Below are 25937 nucleotides of genomic sequence, written 5' to 3' on the forward strand. Positions count from 1 at the left end.
ACTATTTTGTCACCGTTATTTACCATTTAATAATAGCGCTTCCCCAAGTAAAACCACTTCCAAATGCTGCCAAAACAACAGTATCACCTGATTTTATTTTTCCTTTTTCCCAAGCTTCAGTTAAAGCAATTGGAATAGAAGCTGCAGTGGTATTTCCGTATTTTTGAATATTATTATACACTTGGTCGTCTGTCAAGTTAAATTTCTTTTGGATAAACTGTGAAATTCTCAAATTTGCCTGATGCGGAATTAACATATCAATATCCGAAACCTGTAAATTATTCGCTTGCAATCCCTCGTTAATAACTTCACTGAAACGAACTACTGCATTTTTAAATACAAATTGTCCATTCATATATGGAAAATAACTTTCGTCATCCGGATTATTGTCTGCCAAAATATCAGTCACCCAACGCCCTCCCATTCCTGGAGCTTTTACAATTAATTCTTCGGCATGTTGCCCTTCAGAATGTAAATGCGTAGATAAAATTCCCTTTGTCAAATCTTCTTCTCTGCTCAAAACAGCTGCTCCTGCCCCGTCTCCAAAAATTACCGAAACACCACGTCCACGAGTTGTCATATCCAATCCTGTAGAATGAACCTCAGACCCAATAACCAATATGTTTTTATACATTCCGGTCTTGATATATTGGTCAGCAACAGATAAAGCATAAATAAATCCAGAACATTGATTTCTTACGTCTAATGCGCCAACTGTTCTTAAACCTAAATCACGTTGTACTAAAACTCCTGGCCCAGGGAAATAAAAATCAGGACTTAATGTTGCAAAAACTACAAAATCAATATCCGCAGCAGCAACACCTGAACGCTCAATCGCAATTTTAGCCGCTTTCACGCCCATAGAAGTTGTTGTATCTTCTCCTTTTGTAATGTGTCTACGTTCTTGAATTCCTGTTCGCTCCTGAATCCATTCGTCATTGGTGTCAATGATTTTCGATAAATCATCATTAGTCACCACGTTTTCGGGAACATAATAACCTAATCCTGCTATTTTTGAATGATACATACTATTATTGTTTTATTAAAATAAAGTTGCAAATTTAAACATACTAAAAAATATGAGCCCACAAATTACTACTTTTTTGTCAATTTACAAGTTTTACAATGTTAACAGCTGTTTCAAGCTATTCATTAGAAATAAAACTAATCATAAAGTACCTTTTTCAACATTATAAGGAAGCAGAAAAGAGTTTTCGTAAAAATTTTGGCCGGCCAGAAACGTTAAAAAGTATTTTTTGTTTTCAATTGTAACAACATTCAATTAATTTAGACCAACAATTAAACATATTCAAACTAACCCAAAATATTTCTATCCATGAAATTAAAAGTCACACTATTTGTGTTTCTATGTATCGGTTTCAATGCCTTTGCCCAAGAAAATTTAAACTATCAAAAACCTTCCAAATCAATCGCTGATTTAGCTGATTACGAAAGAGCGCCTTCGGTATCAATGGACACCAAAAAGGAATACATGCTGCTTACGTATAGAAACACGTATAAATCACTTGACGATTTAAACCAAGATGAATTGCGTTTAGGAGGATTGAGAATTAATCCAGTCACTAATATTTCGAGTACCGTTACGTATATCAACAACCTTAAATTACGTAAAATAAAAGAAAAAGAAGAAGTACAGGTTGTAGGATTGCCAACAAATCCTCGTATCAGTAATATCTCTTGGTCGCCAAATGATAAAAAAATCTTGTTCTCACACACTACAGCTACTGGAGTTGAGCTTTGGTTTATCGACGTAGTTTCAGCGAAAGCTACCAAATTAACAGCCGCTAATGTAAACGCTAATCTTGGCAATCCATTCAGTTGGATGAATGACAACGAAACTATTTTGGTAAAAATGTTACCAAAAAACAGAGCAGCACTTTTGGATGCCAAAAAAGATTTGCCAACCGGTCCGATAATTTCGAATGCTGATGGTGCTAAATCTCAAAACAGAACGTATCCTGATATGTTGAAAAACAAGAATGACGAAATCAATTTTGAGAATATCATCACGTCTGAATTGTATAAAATAAACCTGAACGGAACGGCAACTTTATTCAAAAATGCAGATATGTATGCTGGAGAAAGCTTCTCTCCTGATGGAAATTATATCATGCTGACTACCATTCAAAAGCCATTTTCATACATCGTTCCATTGAACCGTTTTCCTTCAAAATCAGTAGTCTATGACAAAACTGGAAACGAAGTAAAAGTTGTGAATGAAGTGCCACTGACTGAAATTATTCCTAAAGGTTTCATGGCGGTTCGCAAAGGAAAAAGAAACATGAGCTGGAGAGCAGACAAGCCGGCAACATTAGTTTTTGCTGAAGCTTTAGACGCTGGAGACCCAGCAAATAAAGTGGAATTCAGAGATGAAGTTTTTCTTTGGAACGCTCCATTTGATGCAGCAGCAACTTCATTGGTGAAAACTCCGCAACGCTACAGCCGAATGATTTGGGGGAACGACAACGTTGCGATTGTTTCAGATGAATGGTATGATACACGTAATACTAAAACGTATTTAATCAATCCATCGAATCCAAGTCAAGCGCCAAAAGTAATTTCCGACAGAAACTCTCAGGATGTGTATTCCGATCTAGGGAATTTTGAAACCAGAAAAAACCAATACAACAGATATGTTTTGGCTATAGAAAATGACAATGCGTATCTTATTGGGGATGGATTTACTAAAAACGGACAATTTCCTTTTATCAGTGAATTTAATTTGAAAACTTTACAGTCAAATCGTCTGTACACATCGACTTACACCGATAAAAAAGAAGATTTATTAGAGATTGAAGACTTCAAAAAAGGAACTGTTTTAGTACAAATCCAGTCTAAAAACGAGTACCCTAATTATTACCTTAGAAATATAAAACAAAAAAACAAACTTACGCCAATTACCGCATTCAAAAATCCATTTGAAAGTATCAAAAACGTGAGTAAAGAAGTGATTAAATACAAACGTAAAGATGGTGTTGAATTATCTGGAACGTTGTATTTACCGGTTGGTTACGACAAGGCTAAAAAAGAAAAAATGCCATTGTTGATTTGGGCGTATCCAGCAGAATACAAAGACAAAAATTCAGCGGGACAAAGTACACAAAACCCGAATGAATTCACATTTCCTAGTTATGGATCTTTCGTATACTGGGTAACCAAAGGATATGTAGTTCTTGATGACGCTGCTTTTCCTATTATTGGTGAAGGAACAACAGAACCTAATGATAATTTCATGACGCAATTAGTTGACAATGCAGAAGCCGCAATTAATGCTGTAGATGCTTTAGGATACATCAACAGAAAAAAAGTAGCCGTTGGCGGTCACTCGTATGGTGCTTTTATGACGGCTAATTTATTGACACATTCTAATCTTTTTGCTTGCGGAATTGCCCGAAGTGGTGCGTATAACAGAACGTTGACTCCTTTTGGTTTCCAAACGGAACAACGCAACTACTGGGAAACTCCTGAAGTATACAACACAATGTCGCCATTCATGAATGCTGATAAAATGAAAACACCAATGCTTTTGGTACACGGTGAAGCCGATAATAATCCAGGAACATTTACTTTGCAAACCGAACGTTATTTTCAAGCTCTGAAAGGTTTAGGTGCTCCGGCAAGAATGGTTATTCTTCCAAAAGAAGCACACAGTTATGTAGCCAAAGAAAATATTTTGCATTTGCTTTGGGAACAAGATCAGTTCTTAGAAAAGTATTTGAAAAATTAGCTCCGAAAGTAGTGATAAGTGATCCGAAAGCAGAACTTAGCACAAAACCCCGAAATCATATTGATTTCGGGGTTTTGTTTTTTACGACAATACTGTTATAAAAGTTGAAAACGGCTTCGAATTAAGATAGTTTTCAGAACTGAAAATCACTGATTACTGAACACTTCCTCTTGCTCCTTAAGATAACATCAAGTACACTTCCTGATTGAATTCTAATTCCAAATCGTGTTCAAAGAAAATAGCTCTTCTCTCAAAAGCTGCTTTGACTAAATAATGGCTTCCTTTGAAATAGCATTGTTTCACAACTGCTTTCATGATTGCGTTGTCCACCACTTTTAATTGATGCGGATACAATAAAAGTGCTGCGTCTTCGTCATTCTCAAGGTCTATTAATTGAGATAATTTCAACTCATTCACTTCTCCAAAAAGAGAAGCAATGTATTTATTAGCTGGATTTTCATATAAGGCTTTTGAGTTGCCTTTTGCCACTACTTTTCCGTTTTGAACCACAATTGTTTCATCAGAGAAAGACAAAGCATCGGTACTGTCATGCGTGGCAATAATACAGGTAACGCCTTTGTCTTTTAAGTAACGGAATAAATTGCGACGCAAAGAATTCTTTCTGAAAGAATCAATTTGACTGAACGGTTCGTCCAGCAAAATAATTTCAGGTTCCAAAGCCAAAACCCTTGCCAAAGCCACTCGTTGTTGCTGTCCGCCACTTAGGAATTTCGCTTTTACTTTTGCGAAAGCGGTCATTTCGACCATATCCAATAACTCTTGAACGCGGGCTTTCTTCTCCTCAGGATACATATTCGACAGGAACTTACCCACATTTTCTTCGACAGTTATGTAGGGCATCAAATCGAAATCCTGTGCTAAATATTTAATGTAATCTTCCCCTGGGACAAGATTGTATTTAGGACCTAAAATAGGGCTTTCATTATAGGTAATTGCTCCGCTATCCAAATCATATAATCCGTATATGAGTTTTAACAACGTACTTTTACCGCAACCGCTTTCGCCAATAATAGCGGTGTTTTGACCTTTGGCAATAGTAAAACTTACATTTTCAATAACGGGTTTGTCAATGTAAGTGAAGGAAATATCTTTTATCTCGAGCATCATCTGTATTTAAGAGTGCAAATTTACAATGTTTAATTCAAATTTAGGCACAAAAAAAGGCTGCTTCTTGACGAAACAGCCTTTGTTTATATAGTATTTTCTGCTTAGTTTTTTACTTCAGCTTCGGCATCTTTAATCATTTTCTCATTTGCTGTAATAGCAAATTCAACACGACGGTTTTGGCTTCTACCCTCAACAGTTTCATTTGAAGCAATTGGATCAGCAATTCCTAAACCAGTAACTTGAAATCTACTAGAAGACACCCCTTTACTAGCTAAATAATTTCTAACTGACGCTGCTCTTTCTCCTGAAAGTTTTAAGTTATAATCAGCTGGACCAGTACTGTCTGTATATCCGTAAATTGTGATATTAGTATCTGGATATTCTCCAAAAACAGGAACTAATTTATCTAAATTTGCTTTTGCAGTAGCAGTCAAAGATGATTTATTAGTATCAAAACGCACAGCATTTTCATTCAAAACTAATTTAATACCTTCTCCTACACGAACTACTTCGGCTCCTGGAAGTGCAGCATCGATTTCTCTTGCTTGTTTGTCCATTTTGTTACCAATAACTCCACCGGCAACTCCACCTACAACTCCACCTAATACAGCTCCTAGTGCGCCGTTACCACCTTTACCAAGATTATTCCCAAGAACACCTCCAAGAACAGCTCCTGCAACAGCACCTATTCCTGCTCCTCTTTGTGTTTTATTCGTATTTTTTACTGCTTCACAGCTGGTAAACATTGAACCTATAATCATTATTGTTGCCATTGCAACTATTGAAATCTTTTTCATATCTAAATTTTTTATTAATTAACTTTTTGAAATTGGTACACTACATTCGTCATTTTCCCTCCAACATCGATTTTATCAATCAATTGAAAAGAAGATTCTGTTTGATTAGCTACATATAAAACATAACCATCTCTCACTTTTCTTGCTTTTTCACCTGCATCAAGAATTTTTAAGATAAACTGACCATCCTTATTAACAAACCAAGTAATTGGTGAGCTAAATGATACACAATTTGCTTTTGTCAAAGCCATATTTCCTTTATTGTTATTAGAAACAAATTTCCATGTACTTCCTACAAAACATTCCGAATCTGCAAGTTGAAAACTATTCACTTTAATATATTGTGAACCTGGATATGTTACAGAGCTGATTGTCCAATTTCCTTTCATAGCAACTTGAGCCTTTCTATCTGTATTCGTACTTGTCACTGATGTTGACTTACATGCGAACATCAAAACAGCTAACGTGCATACTAAAATTATTTTTCTCATTTTTTTAAAATTTAATGAATTAATACTTACACAAAGATACGATGCAAGAAAAAGAAAATTGTTTCAAAATTAAAGTATTTTGTATCATAATTAACGCTTACGACAATTTGTCACTTCAATTGTAATTGGTATTCTATTTGAAAGAATTATATCCATTAAAATAAACTTAAAAATTCAAAATATGACAACAGGTAAAATTAATGTTTCGGTAGAGAACATCTTTCCCTTAATCAAGAAATTCTTATACAGTGATCACGAAATTTTCTTGCGTGAATTAATTTCTAATGGAACGGATGCAACACTTAAATTAAAACATTTAACAAGCATTGGCGAAGCCAAAGTAGAATACGGAAACCCAATTATCGAAGTAAAAATTGATAAGGAAGGTAAAAAATTACACATCATTGACCAAGGTCTTGGAATGACTGCGGATGAAGTGGAGAAATACATCAACCAAGTGGCATTTTCAGGAGCTGAGGAGTTTTTGGACAAATACAAAGATTCAGCTAAAGATTCTGGAATTATTGGCCATTTTGGTCTTGGTTTTTATTCTGCTTTTATGGTTGCCGAAAAAGTGGAAATCATCACTAAATCTTTCAAAGATGAACCAGCTGCACACTGGACTTGCGACGGAAGCCCGGAATTCACACTAGAACCAGCTGACAAAACTTCTCGTGGAACAGAAATCATTTTGCATATCGCCGAAGATTCTTTGGAATTCTTGGAAGAATACAAAATCAAGGAACTGTTGAACAAGTACAATAAGTTCATGCCGATTCCAATTAAATTTGGAACCAAAACAGAAAAAATAGAGCAAAAAAAGGGTGAAGAAGTTGCTGAAGAAGATAAAGACAAAACTTTCACGGAAGTTGAAGTAGACAACATCATCAACAACCCAAATCCAGCTTGGACGAAACAACCAACTGAATTATCAGCGGAGGATTACAAGAATTTCTACCATGAATTGTATCCAATGCAGTTTGAAGAACCGTTATTCCACATTCATTTAAATGTAGATTATCCGTTCAACTTAACCGGTATTTTGTATTTCCCAAAATTAGGTTCTGATTTACAGATTCAGAAAGATAAAATCCAATTGTACCAAAATCAAGTGTACGTAACGGATAATGTGGAAGGAATTGTTCCTGAATTTTTAATGATGCTAAAAGGTGTTGTTGATTCTCCGGACATTCCGTTGAACGTTTCTCGTTCTGGATTACAAGCGGATGCTGCGGTGAAGAAAATCTCCAATTATATCACGCGTAAAGTAGCCGATAAATTAAAATCGTTGTTCACTGAAAACCGTGAAGATTTTGAACAAAAATGGAACGACATCAAAATCGTTTTGGAGTACGGAATGCTTTCTGAAGATAAATTCTACGAAAAAGCAGGCGCGTTTGTTTTGTATCCAACAGTTGACGGTAAATTTTTCACACTGGAAGAATTAAAAGAAAATCTTGCTGCGAACCAAACCGATAAAGACGGAAAATTAGTGGTTTTATATGCTGGAAATAAAGAAGCACAACACTCTTATATCGAAATTGCAAAAGATAAAGGATATGAAGTATTATTGCTTGATTCTCCAATTATCTCGCATTTAATTCAAAAAATTGAAGGCGATAACAGCAACATGACTTTTGTACGTGTCGATTCAGATCATATTGATAATTTAATCAAGAAAGAGGAAACTACCATTTCTAAATTATCAGAAGAAGAACAAACGAACTTAAAAACCGTTCTGGAAGCCATTGTTCCTAAACAAACCTATTCAGTACAACTGGAAGCTTTAGATAGTAATGCTTCGCCATTTATCATCACGCAACCGGAATTTATGCGTAGAATGAAAGAAATGAGTCAATCTGGCGGTGGTGGAATGTTCGGGATGGGAAATATGCCGGAAATGTACAATTTAGTGGTAAATACTAACTCTGAATTAGCAACAAGCATCCTAAACAACAAAGACAAAGACGCTCAGGAAAGTTTGGTAAAACAAGCGCTTGACTTAGCTAAATTATCACAAAACCTATTAAAAGGAGAAGCCTTAACGGCTTTCGTGAAAAGAAGTTTTGAGATGATTAAATAAGATTTTTTAGACTTTTAGATTATTAAACTAAACCTGCAAGCACAAACTTGCAGGTTTTTTTGTTGTAAATAATGAATGTTGCAAAAAGATAACGACCTTTGAAACTCAATTGAATCCTACTTTTATGATTTTACAAATAGAAACTCCGGCATTACTTTTTGGCGCAACTTCGTTGATTTTATTGGCATATACGAATCGATTTTTGACTATTGCCACTATAGTAAGAGGATTAAAAAAAACCTACAAGGAAAAGCAAAACGATATGATTTTATTGGAAATCAAAAACCTAAACTTGCGTTTGACACTGATTCGCAATATGCAAATGGCTGGCGTAATGAGTCTGTTTTTATCCGTTTTCGCCATGCTTTTATTATTCTTAGAACAGCAAACCGCAGGAATTTATCTTTTTGGGCTGAGTTTATTAGGATTATTGATTTCATTGGGATTGTCATTTTGGGAAATCAGTATTTCAGTAAATGCGTTGCGATTGCATTTAAGCGATTTAGTCGACAAAGAAGTGAAATAAAATTAACTTTGAACAGAACCATTCTTTAGATTTATCTATAATTCCCTCATTGCGAAGCAAAATCAAAAGAGATTAACTGTCTCAAATATTAAGTCCTAATTTATACCTCATAACTAGGAACTAAACCCTATCTTTGCCCGCTTTTTAAAATTGAAAAAATGATAAAGAATAGTGTATTAAAAGGAGTTTTTCTGGTAGGTCTTGGCGCAACAAGTTATGGAATGTTGGCTACTTTTGTAAAAATAGCCTATGGCGAAGGGTTCACCACACCTGAAGTTACCATTGCTCAATTTGTATATGGAATCACGGGAATGCTGCTGATTAATCTGTTTCAAAAAGCTAAAAAAGGAAATGACGTTGTAAAAGCATCTAAGAAAAACATCACTCAATTAATGCTTGCCGGAACTTCTCTGGGAATGACGAGTATTTTTTATTACTTGGCAGTAAAATATATTCCTGTTTCTATTGCTATCGTTTTATTGATGCAAACCGTTTGGATGGGCGTTTTATTCGAAATGATTTTAGAAAAGAAAAGACCTTCTAATCAAAAAATAGTTTCGGTAGTTATTGTACTAATTGGTACGGCACTTGCCACAAATCTTATTCAAAGCAAAGTAGAATTAGACTGGCGCGGTATCGTTTTAGGGCTTTTATCTGCTGCTTCCTTTACCACAACTATGTTTACCGCTAATCGTGTGGCAACACATGTTTCTTCGGCGCAACGAAGTCTGTTTATGTTACTTGGTGGCGCAATAATCGTATTTGGATTTGCAATTGCGACACAAACAACTCCTTTCAATTTTGAGATTTTCATGAAATGGGGAATCATACTGGCTCTTTTTGGAACTATAATTCCACCTTTATTGTTCAATGCTGGGTTTCCACTTACAGGAATCGGGTTAGGAAGTATTGTATCTGCGCTGGAACTTCCCGTATCCGTACTGATGGCGTACTTTCTTTTGAATGAAAACGTGAATCTAATCCAATGGATTGGAATTATTTTAATCATTCTGGCAATTGTGATTATGAATGTCAACTTCAAGAAAAGGACTTAATTTCTATTTAAAGACATTTGTACTCATTTCATTAAAATTTTTATAAATTCGTGATAAATAACTTTATTATGAATTTACCTTGGCATTTATATGTGATGGCTTTTGTTTACTTTATCGCAGGATTAAACCATTTCAGAAACCCGAGATTGTACCTAAAAATCATTCCTCCTTATTTTCCGAATCCAAAATTATTAAACCACATCAGCGGTTTAGCAGAAATATTTCTGGGAATTGCGCTCTGTATTCCGCTACTTTCAAACTATGCTGCTTGGGGAGTTATTGCTTTATTGATGGCTATTTTCCCAACGCATCTCTATATGTATTTCGATGAAAAAGCAAGAATGGGTTTGCCAAAATGGGTTTTGCTTTTGCGAATGCCATTACAATTAGTTCTCATTTTCTGGGCCTATCAATACACCTAATCAATTGAAATCACTTTTTGAATCCACATCCGAACCTATATTCCTTGACTTGCCGGACGCTGAAATAATCTATTATCCTCAGTTTTTTGACAAAGAGCAAGCCGATATTATTTTTGCCGAATTGGTAAAAGAAATTCCTTGGCAACAAGATGATATTCGGGTGTACGGAAAAACTCATCCGCAACCTCGCCTGACCGCTTTATTTGGAAACGAAGGAAAACCCTATTCGTATTCGAATATAACCATGCAACCACATCCTTGGAATTTGCTTTTGCAAAAGCTAAAAACGGAAATCGAAAATATTGCTGATGTAAATTTCACAACCGTTTTACTCAATCAGTATCGCGACGGAAAAGACAGCAACGGCTGGCACGCCGATAACGAAAAAGAATTAGGAATAAATCCTGTAATTGCTTCGTTGAGTTTTGGTGCGGAGCGAACGTTTCAACTGAAACATAATTTAGACAAAGACCTAAAAAAAAGTATCGTTCTGCAACACGGAAGTTTATTAATAATGAAAGGAACAACACAGCACTATTGGAAACATCAAATTCCAAAAACGGCAAAACCCATTGGTCCCAGAATAAATGGTACCTTTCGGGTAATCAAATAATTATTTTCAATAAAAATTATTAAATTTGAAATAAATACTCCAATTATGAATGATATTATTGCCTATTTTTCTACCATTCCATCCTCTCACCGAAGCTTAATTCTTGTGGGTGGAATCACTTTTTTTTGGTTAATAGAAAATGCTTTTCCACTTTTTAACTTCACGTATAAAAAATGGCATCATGCGGGTATTAATATCTTTATGACGTTTACCACGATAGTAGTCAACTTTTGTTTGGCGTTTATTTTATTAAAATCAGCCGATTGGACAATTGCCAATAATTTTGGAATTTTACAATGGCTACCAGAAATGCCTTTATGGCTTTACGCATTAGTTGGATTGCTTTTATTGGATTTAATTGGTGCTTATCTGGTACATTTAGTGGAACATAAAACTAAATTTTTATGGCGTTTTCATTTGATACATCACACCGATACTTGGATTGACACCACAACTGCAAACAGACATCATCCGGGAGAAAGTGTAATCCGTTTTACATTTACAGCAATGGGTGTTTTAATTATTGGAAGTCCCATGTGGATGGTTTTCCTGTACCAAACGTTATCCGTTGTGGCAACGCAATTCAATCATGCTAATATTTCGCTTCCAAAAAGAGTAGACACTATATTGAGTTATTTTATCGTTTCTCCGGATATGCATAAAGTACACCATCACTATGTTTTGCCGTATACGGATAGTAATTATGGAAATATATTTTCAATTTGGGACAGGCTTTTCGGAACCTTCATGACGCTTCCAAAAGAAGAAATCATTTATGGAATCGACACGCATCCGAAGCCTGAAGAGCACAATGAATTAAAAAATTTATTAAAAATACCCTTTCAAAAACAACCTTTGAAGGAAAATAGTTAAAAAGTATAAAAAAAATGGCCTTTTGAGAAAAAGTAATTATTTTTTTTCTTAATATTGGATGTAATTAAAAATGCAATTTATTAATCATTAACAACTTATTTGAATTAATTTTCACGTGATGAAAAAGAGTAACCGTAAAGAATTGAACTGGGAGCAAACAGAAAAACTTGTTACATTGGCTTTAGAAGAAAAAAATCCTTTTGAAATCATCAAAAAAGAATTTGGTTTAGCCGAAAAAGAGGTTCTTGAAATCATGAAAAAGAAAATGCCCGCAGAAAAATTTGAAATGTGGAAAAAGAAAGCGACTGCAAATAAACCAAAACCAAAACCCGTTAAGATTGATGATTTTGATGAAGATTTGGATGGAAAATATTATATAAAAAATAAATTAGACTAAAAACAAAACTCCTGATATTCGGGAGTTTTTGTTTTTATGTCAATTAACTTTCACAAACTCAGCAATGGTTTCAGTAACATCAAACGAAAACGAATTTATTTTTGACATTCTCAGAAGTCATAAATTTTGGGCTTTTGAAAATAAAATTAAAGTACCGAAAGATAAAATAATCCGAGCGTATCAAAGCAACGATGAATTTACCTTTTGGATTGGTTGGAAAATGCCAGGCACCCAATTGCCATGGGTTATCACTGCTGGAACTTATATAAAAAAAGGGAAACGCAATTTTTGGGATGTTTGCAATAAAAAAAATGCAATTATTGTCGAACTCAAAGATTCCTATTACAATAAACTAATTATCGAAGTTGAAAATCCGGAAGTGGTAATGAAAGAATTAAACGCAAAATAAAATTTCTTTTATTCTCAAATCAGTTTTAAAAAATAAAAAATTTAAAAGTAGTTTCTAGTCCTTATAAATTGTAACAATTCTACAATTTGAAAGACTAACACTTAAAATAAAATAACACAATAATGAAAAGAATATTTTTTACACTAGCATTTGCATCGGTTCTTTTGAGCTGTAAAACTGCCAGTACTGCTACAAATGACTCAAAATCCGTTACTGATATAGTAAAAGTTGCAATTAATTTGAATGATGTAAAAGAGGACAAAGTACTTGTCACGATTACTTCCCCAAAAATCAGTACAGATGAAGTAACCTACAGCATTCCTAAAATTGTTCCCGGAACCTATTCTGTAGATGATTATGGAAAATATATTGAGGATTTTAAAGCATTTGACAGTAAAGGAAGTGTATTGCCTGTTACTAAAACAGATGACAACACTTGGAATATTAAAAATGCAAAAACGTTAGTAAAAATAACTTATTTGGTAAACGACACATTTGACACCGAAAAAGGCGGTGGTTTTGGTCAAAATGATATTTTTTCTCCAGCAGGAACAAACATTGATGCAGGGAAAAACTTTATGCTGAACATGCACGGTTTTGCAGGTTATTTTCAAGATAAAAAAGACCTTCCGTACACTGTAAGCATTTCGCATCCGGAAATGCTTTGGGGAGCAACCTCAATGACTGATCAAGATGCAAGCACAACTAATGATGTATTTACAACTCCTCGTTATGCTGAATTAGTTGAAAATCCTATCATGTATGCTAAACCGGACTATACTACTTTTACGGTTGACGGAATGGAAATACTGATTGGCGTATATTCCCCTACAGGAAAAGTGACTGCAGAAAGCATCACTCCGGAGATGAAAACGATGATGACCGCTCAAAAAACATTTTTAGGAAAAATCAATGCTACAAAAAAATACAGCGTTTTATTGTATTTATCAAGCATGACACCTACTGATGCTAAAGGATTTGGAGCATTAGAACATCCTACCGCAACAACTGTTGTTTTACCAGAAATGATGCCAAAAGAAGAATTAGTGAAATCAATGAAAGATGTGGTTTCGCATGAATTCTTTCATATTGTAACACCGCTTACGATTCATTCTAAAGAGATTCACTATTTTGATTATAACACGCCTAAAATGTCAGAACATTTATGGATGTATGAAGGGGTGACGGAATATTTCGCCAATCTTTTTCAGATCAATCAAGGGTTAATTTCAGAAGAAGAGTTTTATACGCGTATGTCAGAAAAAATTGAGCATGCAAATACTATGAATGACACAATGCCTTTCACTACCATGAGTGCTAATGTATTGACAGAACCATACAAAGCACAATACTTGAACGTATATGAAAAAGGAGCACTTATTGGAATGTGTTTGGATATTATAATAAGAGAAAAAAGTAATGGCGAAAGAGGAATTCTTGATTTGATGCAAAAATTATCCAATGAATATGGCGCTTCAAAACCATTTAATGATAATGAACTTTTTGCCAAAATAACTTCATTTACCTATCCTGAAGTGGGAACTTTTTTAAGCACGTACGTATCTGGTCCAACTCCAATTCCTTACGAAACTTATTTGGCTAAAGTTGGCGTTACTAAATCCATAGAGAAAGTACCCGGAAATGTGTTCATTAAAGGGCAATCACCATACATCACCGTGAATCAGCAAACTAAAGAAATCATTGTGATTCCAAACATGGAATTGAATGTTTTTTATACAAATTTAGGACTTAAAGGAGGAGATATTTTGGTGTCTATCAATGAAAAACCATATTCATTGGATAACATTTATGACATGATTACCGAAAGTGACAACTGGAAAGAAAACGATGCTATTACCGTAAAAATAAAACGTGACGGTAAGGAACAAATAATCAAAGGAAAGGTGAAATTCCCTTATGAAGACAAAGAAGGTCTTAAGGCTACGGATGCAACCAAAACTGCTTTGAAAGAAGCTTGGTTGAAATCATAATTTCAAAAATAATTCCAAAAATCCCAATTTAGAAATAGATTGGGATTTTTTTTGTGAAATTTGAATGCGTTAACAAAATCATTCCAACAATTTTCTTTATTTTGCGCCAAAATATAAACATCGATGAAATCGCCATGATTCAATCCTCATCCCGAAGTTTCGAGACGGGAGAAATCATAAAAATGACGATACCATGTTCCAAAAAAACAAATTTTAACTTCACATGAAAAAATCAATTATTGCATTCGTTACGCTTATCCTATTGGCATCTTGTAACAAGAATGAGTCAAAAACTAATTTACACATTACCGGAAATATCAAAGGATTAAAAAAAGGAACTTTGTATATCCAAAGAGTTGTTGACACTACACTAGTAGCTATTGACACTATCAACATCGATGGAAGTTCTTCATTTGAAAGTAATTTGGACCTAAAGTCTCCTGAAATGCTTTATTTATTCTTAGACAGAGGCGTGAGCAATTCTTTAGACAATAATTTACCATTCTTTGCTGAGCCGGGAAACATAACTATTGAAACTAGTTTAGACCGTTATTTGTCTGATGCCAAAATTAAAGGATCAAAAAATCAGGAAATATTTGAAGAATATAAAAAAATCAACACCCGTTTCACAGATGAAAATCTTTCTTTGATTGAGCAAAAATTTAATGCTATCAAAAGTCAAAACACACAAAAAATAGATAGTTTAAGTGCAAGACAGGATTCTAACATCAAAAGAAAGTACTTATTTGCTACTAATTTTGCATTAAACAACAGAAAATTTGAGGTTGCGCCTTATATAGCATTATCTGAAATCTATGACATCAATATCAAATATTTAGATACAATTCAAAAATCAATGTCTCCTAAAGTCGCACAATCGCTTTACGGCAAAAAATTAACGGAATACATTACCAGCATCAAGAACCAAAAATAAACAGTTCTAAAAGCTACATGCTTTTCCATAATTAGAATAAAAAAAAATCATCTTGTTGTACAGCAAGATGATTTTTTTTTATAAAGTGTCTAGCTCTGAAGCCTAACTGAACGAAACCTCATCGTTATCAGATATAAAAGCTATTTAAGCATTATTAAAAGCCATTCCACCAACAATCATTCCTACAAACATTAAAAGATACAGAGAGAAAATAACCAGAGTCATAATCACAATAAATTTGTAATGTGATTTCAGATATCTTAAAGAAGTAGTCAAAGTTTCAGAATCGTTGTTATTGAACGCTGCTTTGGCATTAGACGCAAATTTATTCAAGTAATACACCGGAAAGAAATAAAGTGCCGCAATAAGCAAATAAACGACTGCCATCACTATTCCAAAAGATGAACCCATCATTCCCATAGCTGGATTCATTTTCCCCATAGTAGAAAATAATGTACCAGCAAATAAAGCTGCAAAAACTATAAAACCAATTCCTATGTAACCAAGAATTGATAAAAAATAAGCCCATTTTGCCGCTTCTTTCAAAAAGTCTTTTGCAGACTCATTTAATTTCATTTCAAAATTTTCAATAACTGAATGCTCTTCCATAATTTAATGTTTAGGTTAGATACCAAATTTAACAAAAAAATTATTACGTACCATTAAAACGGAATTCAATTCACATTTTTACCAAAAACAAAAAACCACTTAACAAAAGTTAAGTGGTTTTATTAAAGAGCCGGCGGAGGGACTCGAACCCACGACCTGCTGATTACAAATCAGCTGCTCTAGCCAACTGAGCTACGCTGGCGACTCATTACGGGTGCAAATATAAGTCTGAATTTCTATTTTCCAAAACAAATTCAAACTTTTTTCGCTTTTTTTTTGACTACAATTCGTTGATTTTAGCAATCAATTGATTTGCAGTTTGTTCCAATTCAACATTAATTTGTTTGAAGTGTGCTTTTTTATTTTCTACTTTTTTTGCATTCACTTTAGTGATTAAAGCGTCAAAAGCAGCGATAGCTTCATCAATTAAATCATTAGTTTCAGTTGTTGGTTTTCCTGTTGTAGAAATTTCGAACAAGTAAACTGCTTCAATAATATCTCCTAAAACGTAGTTGATGTCTTTTTTTAAATTCTTAACGTTTGCCATTTTTATTTTTTTAAAATTTGAATTTTAATTTGCGTCTGCAAAAGTACACATAATCTTTCTATTACCGACTATGAAATGTAAATTTCTAAAATTGAAGCTTTTCCGTTGAGAATGAATGCATTCAAAGCGGCAGGAATTAAAACAGTATCTCCTTTTTTATATTGCAATTTTGAATTATTGTATTCCAGTTCAAATGTTCCCTCTGTACACATAAATACAGTAAATGTTTTTCCTGATTTAGAAACCGAAATTTCTCCGTCTAACGGAATAAAATTCGTCGTAAAATAAGGACAGTCAACAATTTCATTTGAATCGTTTATGTTCTTTGTGTACTCTTTTTTAGTTTCTACTTTATTATAATTAATGGCGTCCAAAGCTAAATCAACATGCAATTCTCTTGTGTTACCATTAGCATCTACCCTGTCAAAATCATAGAGACGATACGTAATATCCGAAGTTTGTTGAATCTCAGCAACCACTAATCCCGCACCAATAGCATGAACCGTTCCTGTTTCTAAAAAGAAAACATCACCTGATTTTACTTTTACATCATCCAGAATAGAAAGTAAGGTTTTGTTTTCTAGATTTTCTAAATACTCACTGGCATTCGATTTTTCCTTGAAACCCACAATAATTCTGGCATCATCATCTGCTTGCATGATGTACCACATTTCGGTTTTACCAAAAGAATTATGGCGTTTTTTAGCCAACTCATCATTAGGATGTACTTGTATGGACAAGTCTTCACGAGCATCTAAATACTTGAAAAGCAACGGAAATTGTTTTCCAAATCTGGCATGAACTTCCGTTCCTAATATTTCATCTGGAGAATCATTGATAATATCAGTCAATGATTTCCCTTTCCATTCTCCGTTAGCAACAACACTTATATCACCTTCAACTGTAGACAACTCCCAACTTTCCCCTGTAATTGTTGACGTAATTGGTTTGTTAAGTAATGTTTTAAGTTTTTCACCTCCCCAAATTCTTTCTTTTAAAATGGGTTCAAATTGTAATGGATAAAATTTCATTTAAGTGTGTGTTTTTGAATTACAGATGTATAAAATCAATATTTTTTTGCCAAACTACGCTACTGTTTAATCCTTTGAGAAGATTTATGACCGTGAAATAGCAACTGAATGCAAATTAAGATAAAACAAATGTATAATACAAAATCTATGATACTAATTTCTTGATGGCTTGAAGGGCTTTCGGAATGTGTTTGGTAGCTAACACACTATCAAATATCATTTGAATGACTCCATTTTTATCCGTTACATACGTAACTCGTCCCGGAAGTAATCCAAACAATCCAGAAGGAACTCCAAAAAGAGTTTTGATTTTTTTATCATTGTCTGACAAAAGAATAAAAGGCAGTTTATACAGTTCACTGAACTGTTGATGTGAACTGACGCTATCACTACTGATTCCTATTACCTCAGCGCCTAAATCTTTGAAATCTTCATATTGATCTCTAAAACTGCATGCCTCAGCAGTGCATCCCGGAGTATTATCTTTTGGATAAAAATAAATAACGAGAGGTTTTTTCCCAACAATGTTTTCACTGTCAAAATCATTGCCGTTTGCATCTTTTGCTTTGAAATTAGGGATAATATCACCTACTTTTAGTCCCATTTATTGACCTTTATAGGTTACAAAATTTCGTGGTGTTTCATAAAGAACAACTTCCAATTCAAATTCTGGCTTGATTCTTTTTCTGATTTTATTCCAAATTACTACAACAATATTTTCGGCTGTTGGATTCAAATCCTGAAATTCAGGCACGTCAATATTTAGGTTTTTATGATCAAATTGATCCTCAACATCCTCTTTAATAATATCACTCAAGAATTTCACATCCATTACATAACCCGTTTCCGGATCAATTTCGCCGGTTACACTCACTATCAATTCATAGTTATGGCCGTGAAAATTAGGATTATTGCACTTGCCGAAAATAGCATCGTTTTGCTCGAAAGTCCAATCTTTCCTGTATAATCTGTGTGCCGCATTAAAATGGGCTTTTCGTGAAATGGTAACTTTCATAATTTCAGATTTTAGTCCCGAAGCTTCGGGATCAGATTTCTCAAAGTGACGAAATCTAAAGTCTTTTAATGTTACTATATTTTTGAACTGTTTTTTACAATTCTATATTTTGTGTTCTTCAAGAAAATGATAAAACTCGTCGAAAATAATCTTGAACCAAACGGTATATAACTCTGGATGCACTTCCATATCTTCTTTAACAGCGTCAATTTTCATCCACTTCCAGTCTTCTACTTCTTCCAAGTTGATTTTCGGCGCATCATTATAATAACCAATCATGACATGATCCAGCTCGTGCTCAGTCAAACCATTATCAAAAGGAGCCTTGTATATAAAATGAAAAAGTTCTTTGAGCTCTGTTTTGAAACCCATTTCTTCAAATAACCTGCGACTTCCTGCTTGAATATTTGTTTCGCCCTCGCGCTGATGACTACAACAGGTATTGGTCCAAAGCAAAGGAGAATGGTATTTTTGATGTGCCCGCTGCTGCAACATGATTTCATTTTTACTGTTTAAAACAAAAACTGAAAAAGCACGGTGCAAAACCGCTTTTTCATGTGCTTCAAGCTTAGGCATCAATCCTATTTGCTCATCATTTTGGTTAACTAATATTACATTTTCTTCTAACATATAAATCTATTACTGGTCAAAAATACAAAAAAGATAATTAGGGACGGGGGCTTTAACGTTCTGTTTCGATTTGTTGAAGCGGAATTATTTTAAGGCTGTCCAAATAAAATTGACGCCCTCCTTTTAAAGATTCTTTTGTATTTTTATGACAAATTATAAATAACAAAATGCAAACTATAACCATCCGAAAAGCTCATCCAAACGATTTAGAAAAACTCCTTGAATTCGAACAGGGAATTATTACTGCTGAACGTCCATTTGACCCTACTTTAAAAGCAGAAAAAACACATTATTATGATATTGAAAAAATGATTTCAGCACCACATATAGAAGTATTAGTTGCTGAAATTGATTCGAAGCTTATAGGTTCCGGATATGCGCGAATAGAGACTGCGAAGCCTTATTTGAATCACCTGAACTACGCCTATTTAGGTTTCATGTACACTGATGCTAATCACAGAGGAAAAGGAGTAAACGCTAAAATTATTGAAGCGCTCAAAAACTGGTGTAATCTTCAGGACGTATTCGAAATCAGGCTGGATGTATACAATGACAATGCTTCGGCAATTAAGGCGTATGAGAAAGCAGGCTTCAAAAAACACCTTATCAACATGCGAATGATTTCATAATAATAAGGTTTTGTTAATTCTAAATCCAGAACTGTCTTTTACCCGTAAATAACGATAGTTAAATAACTATTAATTTGCAATGTAGACGACATTTTTTGATTCAAAAGCGCTTTACATTTGTACTATAAAAAGAAAATTATGAGAACAACAAGCCGTTTTTTAAGCATATTATTTTTGCTCCCTTTATTTATGTTCACTGCCTGTGGACAAACGACAAACAAAAAAGACAGCACAAAAAAATCTATAGCAATGGGCAATTTTATCAACAAACCCGGAAATCCGTATTATTCCAATACAGACACGACAAAACTTAATGTTAGTGATGCCGAATGGAAAAAGGTTTTACCGGAAGACGTCTATGAAGTAACCCGTAATGCTGACACGGAGAGACCTTTTACAGGGAAGTATTGGGACACAGATGAAAAAGGAACTTATTATTGTGCCGCCTGTGGCAATAAATTATTTCGTTCTGGCGCCAAATTTTCAAGCAACTGTGGCTGGCCAAGCTTTTTTGAACAAGACAACAAGAGCAGTGTTATTTACAAAACCGACAATTCTCTTGGAATGGAAAGAATTGAAGCCCTTTGCGGAAGATGCAACGGTCATTTAGGACATCTTTTTGACGATGGACCTGCTCCAACCGGAAAAAGATACTGTATGAATTCTATCGCACTTGACTTTATTCCTGATACTAAATAAAAATAAATCTAATCTACATATGAAAAATATATTTTTAATAGTGCTATTGACTTCATTTGGCATGTTTGGACAAAACAGCACAATTGATAAAACTAAAAAACAATCCAATTTTGAAACCATTACATTAGCCGGCGGTTGTTACTGGTGTGTTGAAGCCGTTTATGAGAATCTAATTGGAGTAAAATCGGCGGTATCAGGATACGCAGGTGGGAAAATCGCAAATCCTACTTATGAGGATGTTTCTACCGGAAGATCCGGTTATGCCGAAGTAGTTCAGATTACCTACGATAAAAAAGCAACAAATCTGGATGAGATTTTCAAAGTTTTCTTTACAGTTCATGACCCAACCACATTAAACCGACAAGGTGCCGATGTAGGAACACAGTATCGTTCGGCGATTTTTTATAAAAATGAAGCACAGAAAAAAGCAGCGCAAACAATCATCGCTGCAATGAAAAAAGCTGGAATTTATGACAGTCCGATAGTTACAACATTGGAACCGTTGACTAAATTTCACAAAGCCGAAGACTACCATCAGAATTATTATGCCAACAATAAAAGCCAACCGTATTGTCAAATGGTAATTCAACCCAAAATGGAAAAATTTGAAAAGCTTTTTAAAAGCCGATTAAAGAAGAAAAAATAAATTATCAAACTATCGCCTTGTTACTGCAAACAAGGCGATTTTTTTTTACATCTTACTTAAAGCAAGATACTTTGCACACTATTTTAAAATTACTGCAAGGCAAAATATTTTTGCTATATTTGTTTTGACTGACCGTATTTACCTCTAAAATAGCTTGAATTTCATTTGAAATGATTGCTGTTATGAAACCAAACCTTACAACACAACTAATGAAAAAAATCATTCTTTTTACAGGATTACTCACTTTTTCCATTTTTGCTTCTGCGCAAAATGCAGCACTAAAAGCTAAGATTGCTCAAAAGGCAGCTTCTTTAGAATCCAAAGTTATTACTTGGCGAAGAGACTTTCACCAAAATCCAGAATTAGGAAACAGAGAATTTAAAACTGCCGAAAAAATAGCGGTACACCTGCGTTCTATTGGAATTGAGGTACAAACCGGAGTGGGAAAAACTGGAGTTGTTGGTATTCTAAAAGGAGGAAAACCAGGTCCGGTTGTTGCCCTAAGAGCTGATATTGATGCACTACCTGTAAAAGAACGAGTAGACATTCCTTTTGCTTCCAAAGCAGAAGGGGAATACAATGGCAAAGTAGTTCCTATCATGCACGCTTGTGGGCACGATACACATATTGCAATTTTAATGGGAACAGCCGAAATTTTAGCATCTATAAAAAGCGACTTAAAAGGAACCGTTAAATTCATTTTTCAACCTGCCGAAGAAGGACCTCCTGAAGGCGAAGAAGGAGGAGCAGAATTGATGATAAAAGAAGGCGTTCTTACTAATCCCAAAGTAGATGTTATTTTCGGATTACATATTAATGCCCAGACAGAAGTTGGCACAATAAAGTACCGTCCAAAAGGTACAATGGCAGCATCCGATTGGTTTAAAATAAAAATAATGGGTAAACAAACGCATGGTGCTTATCCGTGGCTTGGTATTGACCCAATTGTTACCGCTTCTCAGATTATAATGGGATTACAAACCATTGTTAGCCGAAATGTAAACATAACAGAATCAGCTGCAGTTGTAAGCGTTGGACAAATAAATGCAGGGGTACGAAGCAATGTCATTCCGGAGGAACTTACAATGAATGGCACCATTCGTTCTCTGGACAGCAAAGTACAGCAAATGGTTCATTCCAGAATAAAACAAATTGCAACGGCAATAGCCGAAAGTGCCGGAGCCACTGCCGATGTGAGTATAACCAACAAAACTGCTATTACCTACAACGACCCATCATTGACCGAAAAAATGGTCCCAACATTAGAAGCTGTTGCTGGCAAAGAGAATGTTCTACTGACTCCTGCGGTTACAGGTGCCGAAGATTTTTCATTTTATCAGGAAAAAATACCGGGTCTTTATTTCTTTTTGGGAGGTGCTCCTAAAGGTAAGCCAACATCAGAAACTGCTCCACATCATACTCCTGATTTTTATATTGATGAAAGCGGTTTTGTGTTAGGAATGAAAGCAATGTCTGACTTGACTATAGATTATATGGAAATGAATACTAAAAAAAATAAGTAATTATATAAGCAAATGCACTAACGAGGTATTCCAATTGATAATCAATAACAAAATAAGAAAAATACAAAAAACGCCTCACTATAATGAGGCGTTTTTTTAATGGAATTACTTGAATTACCGTGCTGAAATTCATATATTTATATTGATTTTCAACAACTTAAAAACAACACCATGTATAACGGACATCATTTCGGTGGAATGCATTTTTTCTGGTGGATTTTTTGGATCATCATCCTCATTTGGGTATTTGTATCTCCTTATAACTTTCTTGGTCAGCGAACAAAAAAGGAAACTTCATTGGATATTCTGAAAAAAAGATTTGCCAAAGGAGAAATTACAAAAGAAGAGTTTGAAGAAAAAAAGAAATTTCTTGAAGATAATTAAAACAAAAAACAAACTTCTTTATGCCTTTTTAAACACATCGATTGATGCAAGTATCATCCCTTTTTATTCTAAAATAATATTTTGTAAAAAATGAAAGCACTTAAAACATATTTTAATAAACGAAAAAGTGCCATAAACCTTATTTTAGAAAAATCTCCAAAATCCTATATTCCGGAGACCTTTCATAGCCTTCGAGTAGAAATCAAGAAAATGAATGCTTTATTTGATTTATTAAACTATTGCTCTAAAAAATTTAAACGCAAAAAAAACTACTCCTCTTTTAAACTTATTTTTAAACAGGCGGGAAAAATCAGAGAACTTCAAATAGAACAATCCCTACTTGCCGAACAGCCTAATTCTCATTTGCTGCAAGCATACTACAATCATTTAAAAAAACTCGAAACTAAAGAACTGAAACGTTTCTTCGCAATTGCGAATAAGAGCTTCGTAGTTAAATTTAGAAAAAAGTACCGCAAAATAATTCCCTTACTTACTCAAGCAAGTAAAAAAAAGGTTAACCGCTATATGGATAAAAAGAGAAGGGAAATTAAAAAATTAATGTGTAAAACCAAGTTTAAAAAAACGCAAATGCACACTTTTCGCAAACGATTAAAAACATACCAATACAATGAAAAAATACTAAGCTGCGAATCACAAAACCAATCGTTGCAAAACAAAAATATTTTATCGGATTTACTTGGAGAATGGCATGATTACGAAGTGGTCATCAATCATTTAAAAAAAGGCATTAAGTCAAATGAGACAATTTCAAGCGAAACGAAACAACTTCAAGTAACTAAAGTACTATTAACTTCAAAAAGAGAATTGTTATTCGATAAAATAAATGCAACTTTACCCTATCAGACTCTTTTATAAATAATTGAGATCAATAAAAAACTAAAAACCATACTTAATAACTATAGGAATCGTGCGTTCCTCCTAAACTATTTTGAACATTATGAAACAAACCATTACGTTATTATTCTTATTTATTCTAGTAGGTTGCGGCAGTAATTCCACATATAAATCCGAAACAAAAAGCAAGGATTGGGCGATGCTCAACTTTGTAAAAGTAGACAGCCTTAACCCCATTTTAGAACCGCAATTAAATCAAGTTTTTCAATCTCCAATAAGCAACAAAGAAGTACACTGGGAAGAACGAAATGTCCTTAATCCATCAGCGATTGTCAAAGACGGAAAAGTATATCTTATCTACAGAGCACAAGACAAAGACATGACGTCAAGATTAGGGCTGGCTATCAGCGAAGACGGATTACACTTTAAAAAACAACCTGCACCTATATTCTATCCAGACAATGATACTATGAAACAGTATGAATGGAAAGGTGGCGTTGAGGATCCAAGAATCATAGAAAGCGAGAAAGGAACTTATATAATGACTTATACCTCCTATGATGGTAAAACAGCAAGACTTTGTTTAGCCAGCTCAAAAGATTTAAAAACGTGGACAAAACACGGTTTAGTTTTAAAGGAAGAAAAACACAAAGATTTGTGGTCAAAATCTGGAGCTATCGTTTGTAAATTAGCCGGCGATAAAATCATAGCTACAAAAATCAAAGGCAAATACTGGATGTATTTTGGGGACACTGATTTGTATCTGGCAACTTCTGAAGATCTTATCCATTGGAAAGTAGCCGAAAATGAAGAAAGCAAAAAAATGATTACCGTTTTACATCCTCGAATGGGATATTTTGATAGTCGTTTAGTAGAACCCGGTCCTTTTGCTTTACTCCAAAAAGAAGGTATTCTACTGATTTACAACGGAAGTAATGCAGCTAATTATAATGATTCGAGCTTACCTAAATTTACGTACGCAGCAAGTCAAGCCCTATTTGATAAGGAAAAGCCCTATAAATTAATAGACCGAATGGAAGATTATTTTATTCATCCGGACAAACCTTATGAAAAAACCGGAGAGGTAAATGAAGTTTGCTTTGTAGAAGGATTGGTTTATTTTAAAAAACAATGGTTTCTGTATTATGGAACTGCCGATTCAAAAATTGCTGTAGCGGTTAAAAAATAAAAAAAACAAGCATTTGATATTCCAAAACCAATATGAAACAAAACAGATTCAAATTTCATTTCTTTCTAAATCTAATTCTTGCTTTAGTTTTTTTCAATACTGCAACTGCTCAAGAAAAAAAAGTAGCACCAACATCCGCAGAACTATATAAGGAAATCGAACAAATGGACGAGATTATGTTCGAAGCGTTCAACAAAAAAGATTTCGAAAAATTCAAATCTTTATTTACTGAAGATTTAGAATGGTTTCAAGACAATGGCGGATTGCTTTCGCATGAAACCGTTTTTAAAAATTTTTCGAATATGTTTAAAAATGAAAATAAACTGACCCGAAAACTAGTCAAAGGAACGCTGGAAGTCCATCCTATCAAAGACTATGGAGCAATTGAAATTGGCGTACACGAATTCAGACATATGGAAAACGGAAAAGAAGAAATTGGAACGTTTAAATTTCTTATGATTTGGAAGAAAAAAGACAATCAATGGAAAATATCCAGAGTAATAAGTTACGACCATTAAGTCCAAATCATGAATTTTGTTTTCTTTCTTTGTAATAAAAACCGACGCGATTCCTGTTGCATCAGGAACAAAATAAAAAAATAACACTTCGCTTTAATACCTGTAGAAAATCCGTTTTTAAAAATTTAAAAACGGATTTTTTTTGTTTTTTTTTAATACATAATCATTTAATTTTCATTTATTTAAACTAAAATA

29 protein-coding genes and 1 tRNA gene are annotated in these 25937 nt (G+C 34.1%); 19 read left to right on the forward strand and 11 right to left on the reverse strand.

Annotated features, from left to right (window positions below):
* Positions 1-19: 19 nt before the first annotated feature.
* The gene (locus CLV00_RS00280) at positions 20-1027 is read right to left on the reverse strand and encodes a 3-oxoacyl-ACP synthase III family protein (protein ID WP_099713310.1); all 1008 of its coding nucleotides are present in this window, start codon (positions 1025-1027) and stop codon (positions 20-22) included.
* A gap of 309 nt (positions 1028-1336) precedes the next feature.
* On the opposite strand from CLV00_RS00280, the gene CLV00_RS00285 reads away from it, so the two are divergent.
* Complete coding sequence (locus CLV00_RS00285) at positions 1337-3748, forward strand: S9 family peptidase (RefSeq protein ID WP_099713311.1); 2412 nt, start codon at positions 1337-1339, stop codon at positions 3746-3748.
* 177 nt (positions 3749-3925) lie between these two features.
* Here CLV00_RS00285 and CLV00_RS00290 read toward each other — a convergent pair whose 3' ends face one another.
* From CLV00_RS00290 to CLV00_RS00300, 3 genes are all read right to left on the reverse strand, one after another.
* Positions 3926-4873: an ABC transporter ATP-binding protein gene (locus tag CLV00_RS00290; RefSeq protein ID WP_099716162.1), complete on the reverse strand. Its 948-nt coding sequence runs from the start codon at positions 4871-4873 to the stop codon at positions 3926-3928.
* Between the two features lie 104 nt (positions 4874-4977).
* Complete coding sequence (locus tag CLV00_RS00295) at positions 4978-5673, reverse strand: OmpA family protein (RefSeq protein ID WP_099713312.1); 696 nt, start codon at positions 5671-5673, stop codon at positions 4978-4980.
* A 14-nt stretch (positions 5674-5687) separates the two neighbouring features.
* Positions 5688-6164, reverse strand: coding sequence for a lipocalin family protein (locus CLV00_RS00300; RefSeq protein ID WP_099713313.1), 477 nt, complete (start codon positions 6162-6164; stop codon positions 5688-5690).
* A 181-nt stretch (positions 6165-6345) separates the two neighbouring features.
* Here CLV00_RS00300 and htpG point away from each other — a divergent pair, with 181 nt between their 5' ends.
* The 10 genes from htpG (at position 6346) to CLV00_RS00350 (ending at position 15467) form a co-directional block, all read left to right on the forward strand.
* Complete coding sequence (gene htpG / locus CLV00_RS00305; RefSeq protein WP_099713314.1) at positions 6346-8247, forward strand: molecular chaperone HtpG; 1902 nt, start codon at positions 6346-6348, stop codon at positions 8245-8247.
* Positions 8248-8371: 124 nt separating this feature from the next.
* The gene (locus CLV00_RS00310; protein ID WP_099713315.1) at positions 8372-8773 is read left to right on the forward strand and encodes a DUF2721 domain-containing protein; all 402 of its coding nucleotides are present in this window, start codon (positions 8372-8374) and stop codon (positions 8771-8773) included.
* Positions 8774-8931: 158 nt separating this feature from the next.
* The gene (locus CLV00_RS00315; RefSeq protein ID WP_099713316.1) at positions 8932-9828 is read left to right on the forward strand and encodes a DMT family transporter; all 897 of its coding nucleotides are present in this window, start codon (positions 8932-8934) and stop codon (positions 9826-9828) included.
* Between the two features lie 68 nt (positions 9829-9896).
* Positions 9897-10250 carry a DoxX family protein gene (locus CLV00_RS00320; RefSeq protein ID WP_099713317.1) on the forward strand — a complete coding sequence of 118 codons (354 nt, stop codon included), beginning with the start codon at positions 9897-9899 and terminating at the stop codon, positions 10248-10250.
* Positions 10251-10254: 4 nt separating this feature from the next.
* Complete coding sequence (locus CLV00_RS00325) at positions 10255-10863, forward strand: alpha-ketoglutarate-dependent dioxygenase AlkB (protein WP_099713318.1); 609 nt, start codon at positions 10255-10257, stop codon at positions 10861-10863.
* Positions 10864-10908: 45 nt separating this feature from the next.
* A complete protein-coding gene (locus tag CLV00_RS00330) occupies positions 10909-11736 on the forward strand; it encodes a sterol desaturase family protein (protein WP_099713319.1) in 828 nt (275 codons plus the stop codon).
* Positions 11737-11854: 118 nt separating this feature from the next.
* A complete protein-coding gene (locus tag CLV00_RS00335; RefSeq protein WP_035670363.1) occupies positions 11855-12133 on the forward strand; it encodes a DUF2805 domain-containing protein in 279 nt (92 codons plus the stop codon).
* A gap of 64 nt (positions 12134-12197) precedes the next feature.
* Positions 12198-12542: a hypothetical protein gene (locus CLV00_RS00340; RefSeq protein ID WP_099713320.1), complete on the forward strand. Its 345-nt coding sequence runs from the start codon at positions 12198-12200 to the stop codon at positions 12540-12542.
* Positions 12543-12664: 122 nt separating this feature from the next.
* On the forward strand, positions 12665-14533 hold the full coding sequence (locus CLV00_RS00345) for a peptidase M61 (protein ID WP_099713321.1): 1869 nt from the start codon (positions 12665-12667) through the stop codon (positions 14531-14533).
* Positions 14534-14756: 223 nt separating this feature from the next.
* Positions 14757-15467 (forward strand): DUF4369 domain-containing protein, encoded by a 711-nt coding sequence (locus CLV00_RS00350; protein ID WP_099713322.1) that lies wholly within the window; start codon positions 14757-14759, stop codon positions 15465-15467.
* Positions 15468-15611: 144 nt separating this feature from the next.
* On the opposite strand, the gene CLV00_RS00355 is transcribed toward CLV00_RS00350, so the two are convergent.
* From CLV00_RS00355 to idi, 7 genes are all read right to left on the reverse strand, one after another.
* The gene (locus CLV00_RS00355) at positions 15612-16076 is read right to left on the reverse strand and encodes a hypothetical protein (RefSeq protein ID WP_099713323.1); all 465 of its coding nucleotides are present in this window, start codon (positions 16074-16076) and stop codon (positions 15612-15614) included.
* 128 nt (positions 16077-16204) lie between these two features.
* Positions 16205-16278, reverse strand: a tRNA-Thr gene (locus tag CLV00_RS00360).
* A 78-nt stretch (positions 16279-16356) separates the two neighbouring features.
* Positions 16357-16623 carry a hypothetical protein gene (locus CLV00_RS00365; RefSeq protein ID WP_099713324.1) on the reverse strand — a complete coding sequence of 89 codons (267 nt, stop codon included), beginning with the start codon at positions 16621-16623 and terminating at the stop codon, positions 16357-16359.
* 68 nt (positions 16624-16691) lie between these two features.
* Positions 16692-17654, reverse strand: coding sequence for a type I phosphomannose isomerase catalytic subunit (locus CLV00_RS00370; protein WP_099713325.1), 963 nt, complete (start codon positions 17652-17654; stop codon positions 16692-16694).
* 145 nt (positions 17655-17799) lie between these two features.
* The gene (locus CLV00_RS00375; RefSeq protein WP_099713326.1) at positions 17800-18258 is read right to left on the reverse strand and encodes a peroxiredoxin; all 459 of its coding nucleotides are present in this window, start codon (positions 18256-18258) and stop codon (positions 17800-17802) included.
* Entirely contained in the window at positions 18259-18669 is a 411-nt protein-coding gene (locus tag CLV00_RS00380; protein ID WP_099713327.1) for a 6-carboxytetrahydropterin synthase, read from the reverse strand.
* Between the two features lie 102 nt (positions 18670-18771).
* Complete coding sequence (idi, locus tag CLV00_RS00385) at positions 18772-19299, reverse strand: isopentenyl-diphosphate Delta-isomerase (protein WP_099713328.1); 528 nt, start codon at positions 19297-19299, stop codon at positions 18772-18774.
* Between the two features lie 167 nt (positions 19300-19466).
* On the opposite strand from idi, the gene CLV00_RS00390 reads away from it, so the two are divergent.
* From CLV00_RS00390 to CLV00_RS00425, 8 genes are all read left to right on the forward strand, one after another.
* Entirely contained in the window at positions 19467-19928 is a 462-nt protein-coding gene (locus tag CLV00_RS00390; protein ID WP_099713329.1) for a GNAT family N-acetyltransferase, read from the forward strand.
* Positions 19929-20066: 138 nt separating this feature from the next.
* Entirely contained in the window at positions 20067-20627 is a 561-nt protein-coding gene (gene msrB / locus CLV00_RS00395) for a peptide-methionine (R)-S-oxide reductase MsrB (protein ID WP_099713330.1), read from the forward strand.
* Between the two features lie 19 nt (positions 20628-20646).
* Positions 20647-21273 carry a peptide-methionine (S)-S-oxide reductase MsrA gene (msrA, locus tag CLV00_RS00400; RefSeq protein ID WP_099713331.1) on the forward strand — a complete coding sequence of 209 codons (627 nt, stop codon included), beginning with the start codon at positions 20647-20649 and terminating at the stop codon, positions 21271-21273.
* A 209-nt stretch (positions 21274-21482) separates the two neighbouring features.
* Positions 21483-22796, forward strand: coding sequence for an amidohydrolase (locus tag CLV00_RS00405; RefSeq protein WP_099716163.1), 1314 nt, complete (start codon positions 21483-21485; stop codon positions 22794-22796).
* 171 nt (positions 22797-22967) lie between these two features.
* The gene (locus CLV00_RS00410; protein ID WP_099713332.1) at positions 22968-23180 is read left to right on the forward strand and encodes an SHOCT domain-containing protein; all 213 of its coding nucleotides are present in this window, start codon (positions 22968-22970) and stop codon (positions 23178-23180) included.
* Between the two features lie 90 nt (positions 23181-23270).
* Complete coding sequence (locus tag CLV00_RS00415) at positions 23271-24056, forward strand: CHAD domain-containing protein (RefSeq protein WP_099713333.1); 786 nt, start codon at positions 23271-23273, stop codon at positions 24054-24056.
* Positions 24057-24138: 82 nt separating this feature from the next.
* Positions 24139-25224: a glycoside hydrolase family 130 protein gene (locus CLV00_RS00420; RefSeq protein WP_099713334.1), complete on the forward strand. Its 1086-nt coding sequence runs from the start codon at positions 24139-24141 to the stop codon at positions 25222-25224.
* A gap of 32 nt (positions 25225-25256) precedes the next feature.
* Positions 25257-25742 (forward strand): nuclear transport factor 2 family protein, encoded by a 486-nt coding sequence (locus CLV00_RS00425; protein WP_099713335.1) that lies wholly within the window; start codon positions 25257-25259, stop codon positions 25740-25742.
* Positions 25743-25937: the final 195 nt, after the last annotated feature.

It is taken from the genome of Flavobacterium sp. 11, assembly GCF_002754315.1.
Classification (GTDB): domain Bacteria; phylum Bacteroidota; class Bacteroidia; order Flavobacteriales; family Flavobacteriaceae; genus Flavobacterium; species Flavobacterium algoritolerans.

Bases quoted from the DNA above. Each gene is read 5' to 3' on its own strand.
- CLV00_RS00330 (WP_099713319.1), top strand. From the start codon at position 10,909: ATGAATGATATTATTGCCTATTTTTCTACCATTCCATCCTCTCACCGA.
- CLV00_RS00320 (WP_099713317.1), top strand. From the start codon at position 9,897: ATGAATTTACCTTGGCATTTATATGTGATGGCTTTTGTTTACTTTATC.
- CLV00_RS00310 (WP_099713315.1), top strand. From the start codon at position 8,372: ATGATTTTACAAATAGAAACTCCGGCATTACTTTTTGGCGCAACTTCG.
- CLV00_RS00340 (WP_099713320.1), top strand. From the start codon at position 12,198: ATGGTTTCAGTAACATCAAACGAAAACGAATTTATTTTTGACATTCTC.
- CLV00_RS00295 (WP_099713312.1), bottom strand. From the start codon at position 5,673: ATGAAAAAGATTTCAATAGTTGCAATGGCAACAATAATGATTATAGGT.
- htpG (WP_099713314.1), top strand. From the start codon at position 6,346: ATGACAACAGGTAAAATTAATGTTTCGGTAGAGAACATCTTTCCCTTA.
- CLV00_RS00350 (WP_099713322.1), top strand. From the start codon at position 14,757: ATGAAAAAATCAATTATTGCATTCGTTACGCTTATCCTATTGGCATCT.
- CLV00_RS00285 (WP_099713311.1), top strand. From the start codon at position 1,337: ATGAAATTAAAAGTCACACTATTTGTGTTTCTATGTATCGGTTTCAAT.
- CLV00_RS00390 (WP_099713329.1), top strand. From the start codon at position 19,467: ATGCAAACTATAACCATCCGAAAAGCTCATCCAAACGATTTAGAAAAA.
- msrB (WP_099713330.1), top strand. From the start codon at position 20,067: ATGAGAACAACAAGCCGTTTTTTAAGCATATTATTTTTGCTCCCTTTA.
- CLV00_RS00380 (WP_099713327.1), bottom strand. From the start codon at position 18,669: ATGAAAGTTACCATTTCACGAAAAGCCCATTTTAATGCGGCACACAGA.
- CLV00_RS00315 (WP_099713316.1), top strand. From the start codon at position 8,932: ATGATAAAGAATAGTGTATTAAAAGGAGTTTTTCTGGTAGGTCTTGGC.
- CLV00_RS00370 (WP_099713325.1), bottom strand. From the start codon at position 17,654: ATGAAATTTTATCCATTACAATTTGAACCCATTTTAAAAGAAAGAATT.
- CLV00_RS00280 (WP_099713310.1), bottom strand. From the start codon at position 1,027: ATGTATCATTCAAAAATAGCAGGATTAGGTTATTATGTTCCCGAAAAC.
- msrA (WP_099713331.1), top strand. From the start codon at position 20,647: ATGAAAAATATATTTTTAATAGTGCTATTGACTTCATTTGGCATGTTT.
- CLV00_RS00290 (WP_099716162.1), bottom strand. From the start codon at position 4,873: ATGCTCGAGATAAAAGATATTTCCTTCACTTACATTGACAAACCCGTT.
- CLV00_RS00375 (WP_099713326.1), bottom strand. From the start codon at position 18,258: ATGGGACTAAAAGTAGGTGATATTATCCCTAATTTCAAAGCAAAAGAT.
- CLV00_RS00355 (WP_099713323.1), bottom strand. From the start codon at position 16,076: ATGGAAGAGCATTCAGTTATTGAAAATTTTGAAATGAAATTAAATGAG.
- CLV00_RS00410 (WP_099713332.1), top strand. From the start codon at position 22,968: ATGTATAACGGACATCATTTCGGTGGAATGCATTTTTTCTGGTGGATT.
- CLV00_RS00425 (WP_099713335.1), top strand. From the start codon at position 25,257: ATGAAACAAAACAGATTCAAATTTCATTTCTTTCTAAATCTAATTCTT.
- CLV00_RS00405 (WP_099716163.1), top strand. From the start codon at position 21,483: ATGAAAAAAATCATTCTTTTTACAGGATTACTCACTTTTTCCATTTTT.
- CLV00_RS00300 (WP_099713313.1), bottom strand. From the start codon at position 6,164: ATGAGAAAAATAATTTTAGTATGCACGTTAGCTGTTTTGATGTTCGCA.
- idi (WP_099713328.1), bottom strand. From the start codon at position 19,299: ATGTTAGAAGAAAATGTAATATTAGTTAACCAAAATGATGAGCAAATA.
- CLV00_RS00365 (WP_099713324.1), bottom strand. From the start codon at position 16,623: ATGGCAAACGTTAAGAATTTAAAAAAAGACATCAACTACGTTTTAGGA.
- CLV00_RS00345 (WP_099713321.1), top strand. From the start codon at position 12,665: ATGAAAAGAATATTTTTTACACTAGCATTTGCATCGGTTCTTTTGAGC.
- CLV00_RS00420 (WP_099713334.1), top strand. From the start codon at position 24,139: ATGAAACAAACCATTACGTTATTATTCTTATTTATTCTAGTAGGTTGC.
- CLV00_RS00415 (WP_099713333.1), top strand. From the start codon at position 23,271: ATGAAAGCACTTAAAACATATTTTAATAAACGAAAAAGTGCCATAAAC.
- CLV00_RS00335 (WP_035670363.1), top strand. From the start codon at position 11,855: ATGAAAAAGAGTAACCGTAAAGAATTGAACTGGGAGCAAACAGAAAAA.